Origin of the sequence: Pseudomonas azotoformans (genome assembly GCF_900103345.1) — a bacterium.
Taxonomy (GTDB): Bacteria; Pseudomonadota; Gammaproteobacteria; order Pseudomonadales; family Pseudomonadaceae; genus Aquipseudomonas; species Aquipseudomonas azotoformans.
Genome location: NZ_LT629702.1, coordinates 4,027,274 through 4,043,382, shown reverse-complemented (window position 1 = coordinate 4,043,382; position 16,109 = coordinate 4,027,274). Strand labels below are relative to the sequence as shown.

General features: G+C 54.7%; 30 protein-coding genes. All 30 read left to right on the top strand.

From position 1 onward, the window contains the following. Positions 1-62 precede the first annotated feature (62 nt). Positions 63-374, top strand: a complete 312-nt coding sequence (gene rpsJ, locus BLR69_RS18335) for a 30S ribosomal protein S10 (RefSeq protein WP_003186070.1) — start codon at positions 63-65, stop codon at positions 372-374. Positions 375-455: 81 nt separating this feature from the next. Then, the gene (rplC, locus tag BLR69_RS18330) at positions 456-1,091 is read left to right on the top strand and encodes a 50S ribosomal protein L3 (RefSeq protein WP_003194649.1); all 636 of its coding nucleotides are present in this window, start codon (positions 456-458) and stop codon (positions 1,089-1,091) included. Positions 1,092-1,103: 12 nt separating this feature from the next. Next, positions 1,104-1,706 (top strand): 50S ribosomal protein L4, encoded by a 603-nt coding sequence (rplD, locus tag BLR69_RS18325; protein WP_003176424.1) that lies wholly within the window; start codon positions 1,104-1,106, stop codon positions 1,704-1,706. After that, positions 1,703-2,002 carry a 50S ribosomal protein L23 gene (gene rplW, locus BLR69_RS18320; protein ID WP_002555488.1) on the top strand — a complete coding sequence of 100 codons (300 nt, stop codon included), beginning with the start codon at positions 1,703-1,705 and terminating at the stop codon, positions 2,000-2,002. Before rplD ends, rplW begins: the two co-directional genes overlap by 4 nt. Before the next feature lie 14 nt (positions 2,003-2,016). Beyond that, the gene (gene rplB / locus BLR69_RS18315) at positions 2,017-2,841 is read left to right on the top strand and encodes a 50S ribosomal protein L2 (protein ID WP_003186055.1); all 825 of its coding nucleotides are present in this window, start codon (positions 2,017-2,019) and stop codon (positions 2,839-2,841) included. A gap of 16 nt (positions 2,842-2,857) precedes the next feature. After that, positions 2,858-3,133 (top strand): 30S ribosomal protein S19, encoded by a 276-nt coding sequence (gene rpsS, locus BLR69_RS18310; RefSeq protein WP_003232420.1) that lies wholly within the window; start codon positions 2,858-2,860, stop codon positions 3,131-3,133. 11 nt (positions 3,134-3,144) lie between these two features. Further along, a complete protein-coding gene (gene rplV, locus BLR69_RS18305; RefSeq protein WP_003103908.1) occupies positions 3,145-3,477 on the top strand; it encodes a 50S ribosomal protein L22 in 333 nt (110 codons plus the stop codon). A gap of 13 nt (positions 3,478-3,490) precedes the next feature. Next, positions 3,491-4,177, top strand: a complete 687-nt coding sequence (gene rpsC, locus BLR69_RS18300; protein ID WP_003176422.1) for a 30S ribosomal protein S3 — start codon at positions 3,491-3,493, stop codon at positions 4,175-4,177. Positions 4,178-4,189: 12 nt separating this feature from the next. Next, complete coding sequence (gene rplP, locus BLR69_RS18295; protein WP_003176421.1) at positions 4,190-4,603, top strand: 50S ribosomal protein L16; 414 nt, start codon at positions 4,190-4,192, stop codon at positions 4,601-4,603. Further along, a complete protein-coding gene (rpmC, locus tag BLR69_RS18290; RefSeq protein WP_002555481.1) occupies positions 4,603-4,794 on the top strand; it encodes a 50S ribosomal protein L29 in 192 nt (63 codons plus the stop codon). The genes rplP and rpmC overlap by 1 nt, the downstream gene beginning before the upstream one ends. A 2-nt stretch (positions 4,795-4,796) precedes the next feature. Next, on the top strand, positions 4,797-5,063 hold the full coding sequence (gene rpsQ, locus BLR69_RS18285) for a 30S ribosomal protein S17 (protein WP_003176419.1): 267 nt from the start codon (positions 4,797-4,799) through the stop codon (positions 5,061-5,063). Between the two features lie 23 nt (positions 5,064-5,086). After that, on the top strand, positions 5,087-5,455 hold the full coding sequence (gene rplN, locus BLR69_RS18280; RefSeq protein WP_002555479.1) for a 50S ribosomal protein L14: 369 nt from the start codon (positions 5,087-5,089) through the stop codon (positions 5,453-5,455). Between the two features lie 11 nt (positions 5,456-5,466). Next, positions 5,467-5,781, top strand: coding sequence for a 50S ribosomal protein L24 (gene rplX, locus BLR69_RS18275; RefSeq protein ID WP_003176416.1), 315 nt, complete (start codon positions 5,467-5,469; stop codon positions 5,779-5,781). A 22-nt stretch (positions 5,782-5,803) separates the two neighbouring features. After that, positions 5,804-6,343 (top strand): 50S ribosomal protein L5, encoded by a 540-nt coding sequence (gene rplE / locus BLR69_RS18270; protein WP_003194642.1) that lies wholly within the window; start codon positions 5,804-5,806, stop codon positions 6,341-6,343. Positions 6,344-6,356: 13 nt separating this feature from the next. After that, entirely contained in the window at positions 6,357-6,662 is a 306-nt protein-coding gene (gene rpsN, locus BLR69_RS18265) for a 30S ribosomal protein S14 (protein ID WP_003176414.1), read from the top strand. 206 nt (positions 6,663-6,868) lie between these two features. Further along, positions 6,869-7,261 carry a 30S ribosomal protein S8 gene (gene rpsH, locus BLR69_RS18260; protein WP_010206883.1) on the top strand — a complete coding sequence of 131 codons (393 nt, stop codon included), beginning with the start codon at positions 6,869-6,871 and terminating at the stop codon, positions 7,259-7,261. Positions 7,262-7,273: 12 nt separating this feature from the next. Continuing rightward, positions 7,274-7,807, top strand: coding sequence for a 50S ribosomal protein L6 (gene rplF, locus BLR69_RS18255; protein ID WP_003194640.1), 534 nt, complete (start codon positions 7,274-7,276; stop codon positions 7,805-7,807). Between the two features lie 10 nt (positions 7,808-7,817). Further along, positions 7,818-8,168: a 50S ribosomal protein L18 gene (gene rplR, locus BLR69_RS18250; protein ID WP_003186037.1), complete on the top strand. Its 351-nt coding sequence runs from the start codon at positions 7,818-7,820 to the stop codon at positions 8,166-8,168. Positions 8,169-8,171: 3 nt separating this feature from the next. Beyond that, positions 8,172-8,672 carry a 30S ribosomal protein S5 gene (gene rpsE / locus BLR69_RS18245; RefSeq protein WP_003176409.1) on the top strand — a complete coding sequence of 167 codons (501 nt, stop codon included), beginning with the start codon at positions 8,172-8,174 and terminating at the stop codon, positions 8,670-8,672. Between the two features lie 2 nt (positions 8,673-8,674). Beyond that, the gene (rpmD, locus tag BLR69_RS18240) at positions 8,675-8,851 is read left to right on the top strand and encodes a 50S ribosomal protein L30 (RefSeq protein ID WP_003176408.1); all 177 of its coding nucleotides are present in this window, start codon (positions 8,675-8,677) and stop codon (positions 8,849-8,851) included. 3 nt (positions 8,852-8,854) lie between these two features. Continuing rightward, positions 8,855-9,292, top strand: coding sequence for a 50S ribosomal protein L15 (rplO, locus tag BLR69_RS18235; RefSeq protein WP_003176407.1), 438 nt, complete (start codon positions 8,855-8,857; stop codon positions 9,290-9,292). After that, a complete protein-coding gene (secY, locus tag BLR69_RS18230) occupies positions 9,293-10,621 on the top strand; it encodes a preprotein translocase subunit SecY (protein ID WP_003176406.1) in 1,329 nt (442 codons plus the stop codon). Between the two features lie 28 nt (positions 10,622-10,649). Further along, a complete protein-coding gene (gene rpmJ / locus BLR69_RS18225) occupies positions 10,650-10,766 on the top strand; it encodes a 50S ribosomal protein L36 (protein WP_002555468.1) in 117 nt (38 codons plus the stop codon). A 129-nt stretch (positions 10,767-10,895) separates the two neighbouring features. After that, positions 10,896-11,252, top strand: a complete 357-nt coding sequence (gene rpsM, locus BLR69_RS18220; protein WP_024077676.1) for a 30S ribosomal protein S13 — start codon at positions 10,896-10,898, stop codon at positions 11,250-11,252. Positions 11,253-11,282: 30 nt separating this feature from the next. After that, a complete protein-coding gene (gene rpsK / locus BLR69_RS18215; RefSeq protein WP_002555466.1) occupies positions 11,283-11,672 on the top strand; it encodes a 30S ribosomal protein S11 in 390 nt (129 codons plus the stop codon). Positions 11,673-11,690: 18 nt separating this feature from the next. Further along, positions 11,691-12,311 (top strand): 30S ribosomal protein S4, encoded by a 621-nt coding sequence (gene rpsD, locus BLR69_RS18210; RefSeq protein ID WP_003176404.1) that lies wholly within the window; start codon positions 11,691-11,693, stop codon positions 12,309-12,311. A gap of 22 nt (positions 12,312-12,333) precedes the next feature. After that, entirely contained in the window at positions 12,334-13,335 is a 1,002-nt protein-coding gene (locus tag BLR69_RS18205; protein ID WP_003176403.1) for a DNA-directed RNA polymerase subunit alpha, read from the top strand. A gap of 41 nt (positions 13,336-13,376) precedes the next feature. Continuing rightward, complete coding sequence (gene rplQ / locus BLR69_RS18200) at positions 13,377-13,763, top strand: 50S ribosomal protein L17 (protein ID WP_003176402.1); 387 nt, start codon at positions 13,377-13,379, stop codon at positions 13,761-13,763. Positions 13,764-14,001: 238 nt separating this feature from the next. Continuing rightward, complete coding sequence (locus tag BLR69_RS18195) at positions 14,002-15,450, top strand: catalase (protein ID WP_071493734.1); 1,449 nt, start codon at positions 14,002-14,004, stop codon at positions 15,448-15,450. Positions 15,451-15,605: 155 nt separating this feature from the next. Next, the gene (bfr, locus tag BLR69_RS18190; protein WP_071493733.1) at positions 15,606-16,070 is read left to right on the top strand and encodes a bacterioferritin; all 465 of its coding nucleotides are present in this window, start codon (positions 15,606-15,608) and stop codon (positions 16,068-16,070) included. Positions 16,071-16,109: the final 39 nt, after the last annotated feature.

The window sequence follows — 16,109 nt, the reverse complement described above, 5'->3', positions numbered from 1 at the left end:
TGCGCCTCCTTTTAACGGGCGTATTGCGCTCGCTGGGAATAGCAGCCGGAGTCTGAAATCCAATGCAAAATCAGCAAATCCGTATCAGGTTGAAGGCTTTTGACCATCGCCTGATCGACCAATCCACCCAGGAAATCGTGGAAACCGCGAAACGTACTGGTGCACAAGTGCGTGGTCCAATTCCACTGCCTACCCGTAAAGAGCGGTTCACCGTTCTGGTCTCCCCGCACGTCAACAAAGACGCGCGTGACCAGTACGAGATCCGTACTCATAAGCGCGTACTGGACATCGTCCAGCCAACGGATAAAACCGTTGATGCACTTATGAAGCTCGATCTGGCGGCCGGTGTGGAAGTACAGATCAGCCTCGGCTAAGACTCGGGTCTTAGTCGTGTAACGCTCTGAAATGGGCGGCCATAGCGGGTGAAAGCCCCGTACACTCATGAGGTTTACAACATGACTATTGGTGTAGTCGGTCGTAAATGCGGTATGACCCGTATTTTCACCGAAGAAGGTGTCTCCATTCCGGTCACGGTCATTGAGATCGAGCCGAATCGCGTCACCCAGTTCAAAACTGAAGAAACCGATGGCTATCGTGCAGTGCAAGTCACTGTCGGCGAGCGTCGTGCTTCGCGTGTGACTGCTGCTCAAGCAGGCCACTTCGCTAAAGCAAACGTTGCAGCTGGTCGCACTGTTATGGAGTTCCGTCTTGAAGACGGCGACTACCAGGCTGGCGATCTGATCAACGCTGAAATCTTCGCTGCTGGTCAACTGGTTGATGTAACCGGTCAGTCCAAAGGTAAAGGCTTCCAGGGTACGATCAAGCGTTGGAATTTCCGTGGCCAAGACAACACTCACGGTAACTCCGTTTCCCACCGCGTCCCGGGCTCTATTGGCCAGTGCCAGACTCCTGGTCGTGTATTCAAGGGCAAAAAAATGTCCGGTCATATGGGCGCTGAGCGCGTGACCGTGCAGTCCCTCGAAGTAGTGCGCGTCGACGCTGAACGCAATCTGTTGTTGGTCAAGGGTGCTGTTCCTGGCGCTACTGGCGGCAACCTGGTTGTACGTCCAGCGGCCAAGGCTCGCGGTTAAGGGGAAGCTGACATGCAATTAAATGTAAATGACGCTCAAGCGATCGAAGTTTCCGAACTGACATTTGGCGGCGAATTCAACGAGACGCTGGTTCACCAAGCAGTCGTGGCCTACATGGCCGGCGGCCGTCAAGGTAGCAAGCAGCAAAAGACCCGTTCCGACGTGCGTGGTGGCGGTAAGCGCCCTTGGCGTCAGAAAGGTACTGGCCGTGCTCGTGCCGGTACTATCCGTAGCCCAATCTGGCGTGGCGGCGGTACCACTTTCGCAGCTCGTCCGCAGGATCACTCGCAGAAGCTCAACAAGAAGATGTACCGCGCAGCTCTGCGCTCCATTCTTGCTGAACTCGTGCGTACTGACCGTCTGGTCGTGGTTCAGGACTTCGCTGTTGAAAGCCCGAAAACCAAAGATCTGCTGGGCAAACTGAACAACATGAGCCTGACCGACGTTTTGATCGTGTCGGAAGCTGTTGATCAGAACCTGTACCTGGCTGCTCGCAACCTGCCACACGTTGATGTCCGTGACGTGCAAGGTTCCGATCCAGTTAGTCTGATCGCATACGACAAGGTGTTGATCACCGTGTCGGCCGTGAAGAAATTCGAGGAGCTGCTGGGATGAACCAGGAACGCGTATTTAAAGTTCTGCTTGGCCCGCACGTTTCCGAAAAGGCTACGGTTCTGGCTGACAAGAAAGGCCAGTTCGTTTTCAAGGTTGCAACTGACGCAACCAAGCTGGAAATCAAGAAGGCCGTCGAAAGCCTGTTCAGCGTGAAAGTAGAGCGTGTTACTACCCTGAATGTTCTGGGTAAGAGCAAGCGCACTGCTCGCGGTCTGGGCAAGCGTAATGACTGGAAGAAGGCAGTTATCTCCCTTCAGCCAGGCCAAGATCTCGATTTCAGCAGCAGTGCTGAGTAAGGAAGGGGTGCATCATGGCAATCGTTAAATGCAAACCGACTTCCCCTGGCCGCCGTTTTGTGGTCAAGGTGGTCAACCAGGAGCTGCATAAAGGCGCTCCTCACGCACCGCTGCTCGAGAAAAAATCGAAGTCTGGTGGTCGTAACAACAATGGTCGTATTACCACTCGTCACATCGGTGGTGGCCATAAGCAGCATTATCGTCTGGTCGACTTCCGTCGCAACGACAAAGATGGCATCGCTGCCACTGTCGAGCGTATCGAATACGATCCAAACCGTACTGCTCACATCGCTCTGCTGCTGTACGCAGATGGCGAGCGTCGCTACATCATCGCCCCTAAAGGCGTGAGCGCTGGCGACCAGCTGATCGCAGGTGCCCTGGCGCCGATCAAGCCGGGCAACGCTCTGCAACTGCGCAACATTCCAGTTGGTAGCACCGTACACGGCATCGAATTGAAGCCAGGTAAAGGCGCGCAAATCGCTCGTTCCGCTGGTGCTTCGGCTCAGCTGATCGCTCGTGAAGGTGTCTACGTGACCCTGCGTCTGCGTTCTGGTGAGATGCGTAAAGTGCTGGCTGAATGCCGCGCGACCCTGGGCGAAGTCTCGAACTCCGAGCACAGCCTGCGTTCGCTGGGTAAAGCTGGTGCCAAACGCTGGCGTGGCGTTCGCCCAACCGTTCGTGGTGTTGCCATGAACCCGGTTGACCACCCACACGGTGGTGGTGAAGGTCGTACCTCTGGTGGTCGTCATCCGGTATCGCCATGGGGCTTCCCGACTAAGGGCGCGAAGACTCGTGGTAATAAGCGTACCGACAAAATGATCGTCCGTCGTCGCAAGTAAATAGAGGGATACGACAGTGCCACGTTCTCTGAAAAAAGGTCCTTTTATTGATCTTCACCTACTGAAGAAGATCGAAGTGGCGGCGGAAAAGAACGATCGCAAACCAGTTAAGACCTGGTCGCGTCGTTCGATGATCCTGCCACAAATGGTCGGTCTGACCATCGCTGTACACAACGGTCGCTTGCACGTCCCAGTTCTCGTGAACGAAGACATGGTCGGCCACAAACTAGGCGAGTTTGCCGGTACCCGCACTTATCGTGGGCACGTGGCAGACAAGAAAGCCAAGCGTTAAGGGGTAAGGAAATGGAAGTAGCCGCTAAGTTGTCGGGCGCTCGAATCTCCGCCCAGAAAGCCCGCTTGGTCGCCGACCAGATCCGCGGGAAGAAGGTGGGCGAAGCGCTCAACCTGTTGGCTTTCAGCAGTAAGAAAGCCGCCGAGATCATGAAGAAAGTGCTGGAGTCGGCCGTAGCCAACGCCGAGCATAACGAAGGCGCAGACGTTGATGACCTGAAGGTCAGCACCGTTTTCGTCAACGAAGGGCGTTCGCTGAAGCGCATCATGCCACGTGCCAAAGGCCGTGCTGATCGCATCGTCAAGCGGTCTTGCCATATCACTGTCAAGGTTGCTGACAAGTAACGGAGTCGAAGAGATGGGTCAGAAAGTACATCCCATTGGCATTCGCCTGGGAATCGTCAAGGAGCACACCTCCGTCTGGTACGCAGACGGTCGGACTTATGCGGACTACTTGTTCGCTGATCTGAAGGTGCGTGAGTATCTCCAAGACAAACTAAAAAGCGCGTCCGTAAGCCGTATCGATATCCATCGTCCGGCGCAAACTGCACGTATCACCATCCACACCGCTCGTCCAGGTATCGTTATCGGGAAGAAAGGTGAAGATGTTGAGAAACTGCGTCAGGACCTGACCAAGCAAATGGGTGTGCCTGTGCACATCAATATCGAAGAGATCCGCAAGCCGGAGCTCGACGGTATGCTGGTTGCGCAGAGCGTAGCTCAGCAGCTGGAGCGTCGCGTAATGTTCCGTCGCGCTATGAAGCGCGCTGTACAGAACGCCATGCGCATTGGTGCCAAAGGCATCAAAATCCAAGTGAGCGGTCGTCTCGGCGGTGCTGAAATCGCACGTACTGAATGGTATCGCGAAGGTCGTGTGCCACTGCACACCCTGCGTGCCGACATCGACTATGCCAACTACGAAGCTCACACCACTTACGGTGTGATCGGTGTAAAGGTTTGGATCTTCAAAGGCGAAGTAATTGGTGGTCGCCAAGAAGAACTGAAACCACAAGCACCAGCGCCTCGTAAAAAAGCTGCTAAGTAAGGGGTACGCCAAATGTTGCAACCTAAGCGTACGAAGTTCCGCAAGCAGATGACAGGCCACAACCGTGGTCTGGCTCAGCGCGGTAGCAAAGTCAGCTTCGGCGAGTTCGCGCTGAAGTCTGTAGCTCGTGGTCGTCTCACCGCTCGTCAGATCGAGTCAGCGCGTCGTGCACTGACCCGTCACGTGAAACGTGGCGGCAAGATCTGGATCCGTGTATTCCCGGACAAGCCGATCTCCAAAAAACCTCTCGAGGTTCGGATGGGTAAAGGTAAGGGTAACGTGGAATACTGGGTAGCCCAGATTCAGCCAGGCAAAGTCCTGTATGAAATCGAGGGCGTTTCTGAAGAGCTGGCGCGTGAGGCTTTCGCCCTGGCTGCTGCAAAGCTGCCGCTCGCCACCTCCTTTGTTAAACGGACGGTGATGTGATGAAAGCGAATGAACTTCGTGAAAAATCCGCACAGCAGCTGAACGAGCAACTGCTCGGCCTGCTGCGCGACCAGTTCAATCTGCGTATGCAGAAAGCAACTGGCCAGTTGGGGCAGTCTCATCTGCTCTCGCAAGTTAAGCGTGACATCGCTCGCGTGAAGACTGTGCTCAACCAGCAGGCAGGTAAGTGATCATGGCTGAAGCCGAAAAGACTGTCCGTACGCTGACTGGCCGTGTTGTCAGCGACAAGATGGACAAAACCATCACCGTTCTGATCGAGCGTCGCGTTAAGCACCCGATCTACGGTAAATATGTTAAGCGTTCGACTAAGCTGCACGCGCACGACGAAACCAATCAGTGCCACATCGGCGACAAAGTCACTATTCGTGAAACTCGTCCGCTGGCCAAGACCAAGTCTTGGGCACTGGTTGATGTTCTCGAACGCGCTGTGGAAGTCTAAGGACTAGGGGTCGGAGAAATTATATGATTCAGACTCAATCCATGCTCGATGTGGCCGATAACAGCGGCGCTCGCCGTGTTATGTGCATCAAGGTGCTGGGTGGCTCCCATCGTCGTTACGCTGGTATCGGTGACATCATCAAAGTTACCGTGAAGGAAGCAATTCCTCGCGGTAAAGTGAAAAAAGGCCAAGTGATGACTGCTGTTGTAGTCCGCACTCGTCACGGCGTACGTCGTGCTGATGGCTCCATTATCCGCTTTGATGGCAACGCTGCTGTTCTTCTGAACAACAAGCAAGAGCCGATCGGCACCCGTATCTTTGGGCCAGTGACCCGTGAACTTCGTACTGAGAAGTTCATGAAGATCGTCTCGCTCGCCCCAGAAGTGCTGTAAGGAGATCCGACATGCAAAAGATTCGTCGTGACGACGAGATCATCGTGATCGCCGGCAAAGACAAAGGTAAGCGCGGTAAGGTGCTTAAGGTTCTCGCTAATAACCGTCTGGTTATCGGTGGTCTGAACCTGGTCAAGCGTCATACCAAGCCTAACCCGATGTCGGGCGTGCAGGGCGGTATCGTCGAGAAAGAAGCTCCGCTGGACGCTTCTAACGTCGCCATCTTCAACGGCGAAACCAACAAGGCTGACCGCGTTGGTTTCAAAGTAGAAGACGGTAAGAAAATTCGTGTCTTCAAGTCGACCCAAAAAGCGGTTGATGCTTGAACACTGCTAGGTAGATTAGACCATGGCACGACTACAAGAGATTTACCGGAAGGAAATCGCCCCTAAGCTTAAGGAAGAACTTAAGCTTGGGAACGTGATGGAAGTTCCGCGCGTTACCAAAATCACCCTGAACATGGGTCTGGGCGAAGCGATCGGTGACAAAAAAGTCATCGAGCACGCTGTTGCTGACCTGGAAAAGATCACCGGCCAGAAAGTCGTTGTGACCTACGCTCGGAAATCCATCGCTGGCTTTAAAGTCCGTGAAGGTTGGCCGATCGGCGTCAAAGTGACCCTGCGCCGTGAGCGTATGTATGAGTTCCTGGATCGTCTGCTGTCGATCTCCCTGCCTCGGGTTCGCGACTTCCGCGGCCTGAATGCCAAGTCCTTCGATGGTCGTGGTAACTACAGCATGGGCGTGAAAGAGCAGATCATCTTCCCGGAAATCGACTACGACAAGATCGATGCTCTCCGCGGTCTGGACATCACCCTGACCACCACTGCCAAGAACGATGATGAAGGTCGCGCCCTGTTGCGTGCTTTCAAATTCCCGTTCCGCAACTGATTGGAGTAGGACCATGGCCAAGATGAGCATGAAAAACCGCGAGCTGAAGCGTCAGCTCACGGTTGCCAAGTACGCCAAGAAGCGTGCAGCACTGAAAGCAATCATCGTTGATCTGAACGCAAGTCCAGAAGCACGTTGGGAAGCGACAGTTGCCCTGCAGAAGCAGCCACGTGACGCAAGCGCCTCGCGCATGCGTAACCGCTGCCGCCTGACCGGTCGTCCACACGGCGTTTACCGCAAGTTCGGCCTCGGCCGTAACAAACTGCGTGAAGCGGCAATGCGTGGTGACGTACCAGGTCTGGTTAAAGCCAGCTGGTAAGTACTTTCGAAGTCCAAGTGGTTCGCATCGCAAGATAACGACCACCGGTGACCTTGAATCTGGAACAAGCCCCTTTTGGGGCTTGTTTCATTTCTGGAGTGTGTCTAAAATACGCGGCTCGCCTGAGCCCGTGTGTTTTACCCGGAGATTCTCGGCGACATATGTAGCCGCAAGGCTAATTTTTTTGTATTAGGAGCGTCTAGCCCATGAGTATGCAGGACCCGTTAGCGGACATGCTAACTCGTATCCGTAATGCCCAGATGGCTGAAAAGTCCGTCGTAAGCATGCCATCTTCCAAGTTGAAGGTAGCTGTTGCCAAAGTCCTGAAAGACGAAGGCTACATTGCGGGTTATCAGATCAGCAGCGATGTAAAAGCACTGCTGTCCATCGAGCTGAAGTACTTCGAAGGCCGTTCGGTCATCGAGGAAGTGAAGCGCGTTAGCCGTCCAGGCCTGCGTCAGTACAAGTCCGCTGAAGATCTGCCGAAAGTTCGTGGCGGTCTGGGCGTGTCTATCGTCTCCACCAACAAAGGTGTGATGACGGATCGTGCTGCGCGCGCTGCCGGTGTCGGCGGCGAAGTTCTTTGCACTGTGTTCTAAGGGGGGATAAGCATGTCTCGCGTCGCTAAGAACCCCGTTAAGCTGCCAGCCGGTGTCGAAGTCAAATTCGCAGGCCAACAGCTTTCGGTGAAGGGTGCCAAGGGTACTCTTGAACTGAACATCCATTCGTCCGTTGAGATCGTTGAAGAAGCTGGTGAGCTGCGTTTCGCTGCTCGCAATGGCGATCAACAAACTCGCGCAATGGCCGGTACCACGCGTGCGTTGGTAAACAACATGGTCCAAGGCGTAAGCCAAGGCTTCGAGCGTAAGCTCCAGCTGGTCGGTGTTGGTTACAAAGCGCAAGCAAAAGGCACGGTTTTGAACCTGGCCCTTGGCTTCTCGCACCCTGTGGATTACGAACTGCCAGCGGGCATCACTGCTGAGACCCCTAGCCAGACCGATATCCTGATCAAGGGCATCGACAAGCAGCTGGTAGGTCAAGTGGCCGCTGAGATCCGCGACTTCCGTCCACCAGAGCCGTACAAAGGCAAAGGTGTGCGCTACGCGGACGAAGTCGTCCGTCGTAAAGAAGCCAAGAAGAAGTAGGGCATAGCAAATGACCGACAAAAAAGTTACTCGACTGCGTCGCGCTCGCAAAGCACGCCTGAAAATGCACGAACTCGAAGTCGTGCGTCTCTGCGTGTTCCGCTCGTCGCAGCACATCTACGCCCAGGTCATCTCGGCCGACGGCAACAAAGTCCTGGCAAGCGCCTCGACTTTGGATAAAGAACTGCGTGATGGTGCCACCGGCAACATCGACGCGGCCACAAAGGTTGGCCAGCTGGTCGCTACGCGTGCTAAGGCCGCTGGCGTCTCGCAAGTGGCTTTCGACCGCTCTGGCTTCAAGTACCACGGTCGCGTGAAAGCGCTGGCTGATGCTGCTCGTGAAGCTGGGCTGGAGTTCTAAGTTATGTCAAATAACGACCAAAAGCGCGACGAAGGCTACATTGAGAAGCTGGTTCAAGTTAACCGCGTAGCCAAAACCGTTAAAGGCGGCCGTATCTTCACTTTCACCGCGTTGACCGTGGTAGGTGATGGTAAAGGGCGTGTTGGCTTCGGCCGTGGCAAGTCACGTGAAGTGCCTGCTGCGATCCAGAAGGCAATGGAAGCTGCTCGTCGCAATATGATCCAAGTTGATCTGAACGGCACCACTCTGCAGTACGCAATGAAGTCCGCCCATGGCGCTTCGAAGGTGTACATGCAGCCTGCTTCTGAAGGTACCGGTATCATCGCTGGCGGCGCTATGCGTGCTGTCCTCGAAGTTGCTGGCGTTCAGAACGTTCTGGCCAAGTGCTACGGCTCGACTAACCCGGTAAACGTGGTTCACGCCACTTTCAAAGGTTTGAAAGCTATGCAATCTCCTGAGTCCATCGCTGCCAAGCGTGGTCTGACTGTCAAGGAGATCTTCTGATCATGGCTACCGTTAAAGTAACGCTGATCAAAAGCATGACCGGCCGCATCCCTAACCACAAACTGTGTGTTAAAGGTCTGGGTCTGCGTCGCATCGGTCACACTGTAGAAGTCCAGGATACTCCCGAGAATCGCGGGATGATCAACAAGGCTTACTACATGCTGCGTGTAGAGGGTTAATCGATGAAACTCAATGATCTGAGTCCAGCGCCGGGTTCCCGTCGCGAAAAGCATCGTCCGGGCCGTGGTATCGGTAGCGGTTTGGGTAAGACTGGTGGCCGTGGCCACAAAGGTCAAACCTCCCGCTCCGGTGGCACCATCGCTCCAGGCTTTGAAGGCGGTCAACAGCCGCTGCATCGTCGCCTGCCTAAGTTCGGTTTCGTTTCCCTGAAGGCCATGGATCGCGCAGAAGTGCGTCTGTCCGAGCTGGCTAAAGTGGAAGGCGACATCGTTACTGTGCAGACCCTGAAAGATGCCAACGTGATCAACGTCAACGTGCAGCGTGTGAAAATCATGCTGTCCGGTGAAGTGACTCGCGCTGTCACTATCGGCAAGGGAATCGGCGCCACCAAAGGTGCGCGTTCGGCTATCGAAGCAGCTGGCGGCAAGTTCGAGGAATAAATGGCTAAGCAAGGTGCTCTCTCAGCGCTCGGCAAAGGCGGTATGTCTGAACTTTGGGCTCGTCTGCGTTTTCTGTTCCTGGCGATTATCGTCTACCGAATAGGCGCACACATCCCGGTTCCAGGTATCAACCCGGACCGACTCGCAGACCTGTTTCGACAGAATGAGGGGACCATTCTTAGCTTGTTCAACATGTTTTCCGGCGGCGCGCTGGAACGGATGAGCATCTTTGCACTGGGGATCATGCCGTACATCTCGGCATCGATCATCATGCAACTGATGACCGCCGTCAGCCCGCAGCTGGAGCAGTTGAAGAAGGAAGGTGAAGCTGGCCGTCGCAAGATTAGCCAGTACACCCGCTACGGCACTGTCATCCTCGCCTTGGTCCAAGCTATCGGCATGTCCGTTGGCCTGGCCGGGCAGGGTGTTGCGTTCACTGGTGACTTTGGCTTCCATTTCGTCGCGGTATCCACTTTTGTGGCTGGTGCGATGTTCATGATGTGGCTGGGTGAGCAGATTACTGAGCGTGGTGTTGGCAACGGTATCTCGATGTTGATTTTCGCAGGTATCGTCGCCGGTCTTCCGAGAGCGATTGGGCAGTCTTTCGAGTCTGCACGTCAGGGTGATATCAACATTTTTGCCTTGGTTGCCATCGGTTTGCTGGCAGTAGCGATTATCGGTTTTGTGGTGTTCATTGAGCGTGGCCAGCGTCGTATTGCTGTTCACTACGCCAAGCGTCAGCAGGGCCGTAAGGTTTTTGCTGCGCAGACCAGCCACTTACCGCTGAAAGTGAATATGGCCGGTGTTATTCCGGCAATTTTCGCGAGCAGCATTTTGCTGTTTCCGGCTTCGTTGGGTACCTGGTTTGGTCAGTCTGAAAATATGGGCTGGCTGCAGGACCTCTCTCAGTCGATCGCTCCTGGTCAGCCGTTGAATATTCTGCTGTTTAGTGCAGGGATTATTTTCTTCTGCTTCTTCTATACGGCGTTGATGTTCAATCCGAAAGACGTAGCGGAAAACCTGAAGAAGTCCGGTGCCTTTATTCCGGGCATCCGTCCAGGTGAGCAGTCTGCACGCTACATTGATGGCGTTCTGACTCGTTTGACCCTGTTCGGTGCTCTATATATGACGGCCGTGTGCTTGTTGCCCCAGTTCCTGGTGGTTGCAGCAAACGTTCCGTTCTACCTTGGCGGGACCTCGTTGCTGATCGTGGTCGTGGTTGTGATGGACTTCATGTCCCAAGTACAATCGCACCTCGTTTCGCACCAGTACGAATCCCTGATGAAGAAAGCCAACCTGAAGGGCTACGGCAGCGGCATGTTGCGCTGAGTACCCCATAAGGTTCGAGGAGTTGGTGATGAAAGTTCGTGCATCGGTGAAAAAGCTGTGCCGTAACTGCAAGATTATTCGCCGCGAAGGTGTTGTTCGAGTAATTTGCAGCGCGGAACCGCGTCACAAACAGCGCCAAGGCTGAGTGTGATCCGCTTGAAGCCCGGCAGCTAGTGCGCTGCCGGGTTGATTATTTGTTATTACAGCGATATTATCTCGCGCCCTATTTCTTGGCTTCCGGGGCGTAGGTAGCTGTCAATTGGAGTCCCACTGAATGGCCCGTATTGCAGGCGTTAACATTCCAGATAACAAGCACACTGTTATCTCGCTGACCTACATCTATGGTGTTGGTCGCACTACTGCGCAGAAAATTTGCGCAGTTGCTGGGGTAAACCCAGCCGCTAAGATCAAGGATCTGAGCGACGAGCAGATTGAATTGCTGCGTGGCGAAGTGGCGAAGTTCACCACTGAAGGTGACCTGCGTCGCGAAATCAACATGAAAATCAAGCGTTTGATGGACCTCGGTTGCTATCGCGGTCTGCGTCATCGTCGTGGTCTTCCAGTGCGCGGTCAGCGTACCAAGACTAACGCGCGTACCCGTAAAGGTCCGCGTAAGCCGATCCGCAAGTAATCGCCCCAGCGAATCGACAGGAAAATTATCATGGCAAAACCTGCTGCTCGTCCTCGTAAAAAAGTTAAAAAGACAGTGGTTGATGGCATCGCCCACATCCATGCTTCTTTTAACAACACCATCGTGACCATCACCGACCGTCAAGGTAACGCGCTTTCTTGGGCTACCTCCGGTGGTTCGGGTTTCCGCGGTTCCCGCAAGTCCACCCCGTTTGCTGCTCAAGTAGCTGCTGAACGTGCTGGTCAAGCTGCGCTGGAATACGGCCTGAAAAACCTCGACGTTAACGTCAAAGGTCCAGGTCCAGGTCGTGAGTCTGCTGTCCGTGCTTTGAACGGCTGTGGCTATAAGATCGCCAGCATCACCGACGTGACGCCAATCCCGCACAACGGGTGCCGTCCGCCGAAGAAGCGCCGCGTGTAATCCAGGAGATTGTAAAGAATGGCTCGTTACATTGGTCCAAAATGCAAACTCGCTCGTCGCGAAGGCACCGATCTCTTCCTGAAGAGCGGCGTGCGCGCGATCGAATCGAAGTGCAACATTGAAGCAGCACCTGGTATCCACGGCCAACGCCGCGGTCGCCAGTCCGATTACGGCACCCAACTGCGTGAAAAGCAGAAGGTCCGTCGTATCTACGGCGTTCTCGAGCGTCAGTTCAGCGGCTACTACAAAGAAGCTGCTGGCAAGAAAGGTGCAACCGGTGAAAACCTGCTGCAACTGCTCGAATGCCGTCTGGACAACGTTGTATACCGTATGGGCTTTGGTTCGACTCGTGCCGAATCCCGTCAGCTGGTATCGCACAAGTCGATCAGCGTTAACGGTCAGACCGTAAACGTTCCGTCCTACCAGGTTCGTGCTGGTGACGTGGTCGCAGTTCGCGAGAAAGCAAAAAACCAACTTCGCATTGTCCAAGCTCTCGATCTGTGTGCCCAACGTGGCCGCGTAGAATGGGTAGAAGTAGACACTGAGAAGAAGTCGGGCGTTTTCAAGAACGTTCCTGCTCGCAGTGATCTGTCCGCCGACATCAACGAAAGCCTGATTGTCGAGCTCTACTCCAAGTAAGGGCTAGAAAATAGGTGCATCCATGCAGATTTCGGTAAATGAGTTCCTGACACCCCGCCACATTGATGTGCAGGTTGTCAGTCCAACCCGCGCCAAAATTACTCTCGAGCCTCTCGAGCGTGGTTTTGGCCACACCCTGGGCAACGCGCTACGCCGCATCCTGTTGTCCTCAATGCCCGGCTGTGCAGTAGTCGAGGCCGAGATTGACGGTGTGCTCCACGAGTACAGCGCCATCGAAGGTGTACAGGAAGACGTAATTGAAATCCTGTTGAACCTTAAAGGTCTGGCTATCAAGCTGCACGGCCGTGACGAAGTTACGCTGACCTTGTCGAAGAAGGGTTCGGGGGTGGTTACCGCTGCCGATATTCAGCTGGATCATGATGTCGAGATCGTTAACCCCGATCACGTAATCGCTAACCTGGCGTCTAACGGCGCCCTGAACATGAAGCTCACTGTAGCTCGTGGTCGTGGTTATGAACCGGCCGACTCGCGTCAGAGCGATGAAGACGAAAGCCGCAGCATTGGTCGCTTGCAGCTTGACTCTTCGTTCAGCCCGGTTCGCCGTATCGCATACGTGGTGGAAAACGCCCGTGTCGAACAGCGTACTAACCTGGACAAGCTGGTTATTGATCTGGAAACCAACGGTACCCTGGATCCTGAAGAGGCTATCCGCCGCGCTGCAACCATCCTGCAACAGCAGTTGGCTGCGTTCGTCGACCTCAAAGGTGACAGCGAACCAGTGGTAATCGAGCAGGAAGACGAGATCGATCCGATCCTGCTTCGCCCGGTTGACGATCTGGAACTGACTGTACGTTCGGCTAACTGCCTTAAGGCGGAAAACATTTACTACATCGGTGACCTGATTCAGCGTACCGAAGTAGAACTGTTGAAGACTCCGAACCTGGGCAAGAAATCCTTGACTGAAATCAAGGACGTTCTGGCCTCCCGCGGTCTGTCCCTCGGCATGCGCCTCGACAACTGGCCGCCTGCAAGTCTTAAGAAGGACGACAAGGCGACTGCCTGATCGTCGTAATCACCGAACGTGAGTTTGGTAAGGAATGAACCATGCGTCATCGTAAAAGTGGTCGTCACCTGAGCCGTACCAGCTCGCACCGCAAGGCCATGTTCCAAAACATGGCGGTGTCGCTGTTCGAGCACGAGCTGATCAAAACTACACTGCCGAAAGCTAAAGAACTGCGTCGCGTTGCTGAGCCGCTGATCACTTTGGCCAAGACAGACAGCCTGGCTAACCGCCGTCTGGCTTTCGACCGTACTCGTTCGAAAGCTATTGTTGGTAAGCTCTTCAACGACCTGGGCAAGCGTTACGCTACCCGTGAGGGTGGCTACCTGCGCATCCTCAAGTGCGGTTTCCGCGCTGGCGACAACGCGCCTATGGCGTACGTCGAGTTGGTTGATCGTGCTACTGCTGGCGAAGCTGTAAGCGCCGAGTAAGACGACAAGCTGTAACGAAGAACCGGGCCTAGTGCCCGGTTTTTTGTGCGCGTAAGAAAAGCGCGATTTGTACAATTTTCTGTCGGTTGTGCTTGGCACTATGAGTCGCGGGGAGTTTGGTAGTTATTTTCTATCGAAGCCTACAATTTAATGAATTTGTAGACGTCATATTGATGATCAATACTCCCTCCAAGCCGATTAGCCGGCAGTTCCAAGTCCGACCTGAGGGAAATTGAACATGAGCCAGAATAAAATCCTTACTACCGCCAGCGGCGCTCCCGTTGCGGACAACCAGAATTCCCGTTCTGCCGGCCCGCGCGGTCCGTTGCTCCTCGATGATTTTCATCTGATCGAGAAGCTCGCTCACTTCAACCGCGAAAACATCCCTGAGCGCCGCGTACACGCCAAGGGCTCGGGTGCCTACGGGACCTTCACGGTTACCCAAGACATTACTCAATACACCAGCGCCAAACTGTTCGAATCTGTCGGTAAGCAAACGCCTACCTTCTTGCGGTTCTCCACTGTGGGTGGCGAACGCGGTTCGGCTGACACCGAGCGCGACCCACGCGGCTTCGCCCTGAAGTTCTATACCGAAGAAGGCAACTGGGACATCGTTGGCAACAACACCCCGGTATTCTTCATTCGCGACCCATTGAAGTTCCCTGACTTCATCCACACCCAGAAGCGTCTGCCGCAAAGCAACCTGAAGAGCGCGCAAATGATGTGGGACTTCTGGTCTCACTCGCCAGAGGCGCTGCACCAGGTCACCATCCTGTTCTCGGACCGTGGCATCCCTGATGGCTACCGCCACATGCACGGCTTTGGCAGCCACACCTATAGCCTGATCAACGCCAAGGGCGAGCGTCACTGGGTCAAGTGGCACTACAAGACCAAACAGGGCATCAAGAATCTGGCACCCGCCGAAGCTGCTCGCCTGGCCGGTACTGATCCGGACTATGCCCAGCGCGATCTGTTTGGTGCGATCGAGCGCGGTGATTTCCCGAAATGGCGCGTGTGCATCCAGATCATGACCGAGGCCCAGGCCAACGCTCATTACGAGAATCCTTTCGATGTGACCAAAACCTGGTCGCAGAAGGAATTCCCTTTGATTGAAGTCGGCGAACTGGAGTTGAACCGCAACCCGCAGAACTACTTTGCTGAAGTGGAACAAGCCGCATTCGGCCCAAGCAACATGGTTCCAGGCGTCGGCCTGTCGCCGGATCGCATGCTGCAAGGTCGTGTATTCGCCTACGCAGATGCCCACCGCTACCGTGTCGGCACCAATCACCAGCACTTGCCGGTGAACGCCCCACGTAGCCCGGTGAACAGCTACCAGCGTGATGGTTCGATGGCGTTCGGCAGCAACGGCGGTGCAGCACCTAACTACGAGCCGAACAGCTACTCCGATGCGCCTAAACAAGCACCTCAATACGCTGAGCCTGCCTTGGCCTTGAGCGGTGCGGCTGATCGCTACGATCACCGTGAAGACACCGATTACTACAGCCATGCCGGTGCACTGTTCCGCTTGATGAGCGATGAGCAGAAAGACTTGCTCACCAACAACATTGCCGGCGCAATGGGGGGTGTTTCCACTGACGTAGTTCAGCGCCAGCTGCAGCATTTCTATAAGGCCGATCCGGCTTATGGAGAAGCAATCGCAAAGGCACTGGGTGTATCGCTTAACTGACTCTAAACGATAAGCAGAACCGCCCTCATTTGGGCGGTTTTTGCGTTAAATCCGCCACTTTTCTCGGAAAATCTTCACTTTTCTGCCGTTGGTCCCGTGACCTTCGAGTCATCATGGTTCAAACTACAGACTTTCAAGCAGGGAGATGTAGGGCGATGCAAGGTCACCCCGACGTAATCGATTACCTCAACACGTTGCTGACGGGCGAACTGGCGGCTCGTGACCAATATTTCATCCACTCGCGTATGTACGAAGACTGGGGCTTTACTGAGCTCTACGAGCGTATCAACCACGAAATGGAAGAAGAGGCACAGCACGCCGACGCACTGATGCGCCGTATCCTCATGCTCGAAGGCACGCCGCGTATGCGTCCCGATGACCTGGATGTGGGCACCACGGTCCCTGACATGCTCGCTGCCGACCTGCGCCTCGAGTACAAGGTCCGCGCCGCGCTTTGCAAAGGCATCGAGCTCTGTGAGCAGCACAGCGACTTTGTCACGCGGGAAATCCTGCGCGTGCAGTTGAATGACACCGAAGAAGATCACACCTACTGGCTGGAAAAGCAGTTGGGCCTGATCAAGCTGGTCGGCCTTGAGAATTACCTGCAATCGCAGTTCTGATTCCCGGATACGAAAAAGCCCCTGTCACCGTAAAGTGAC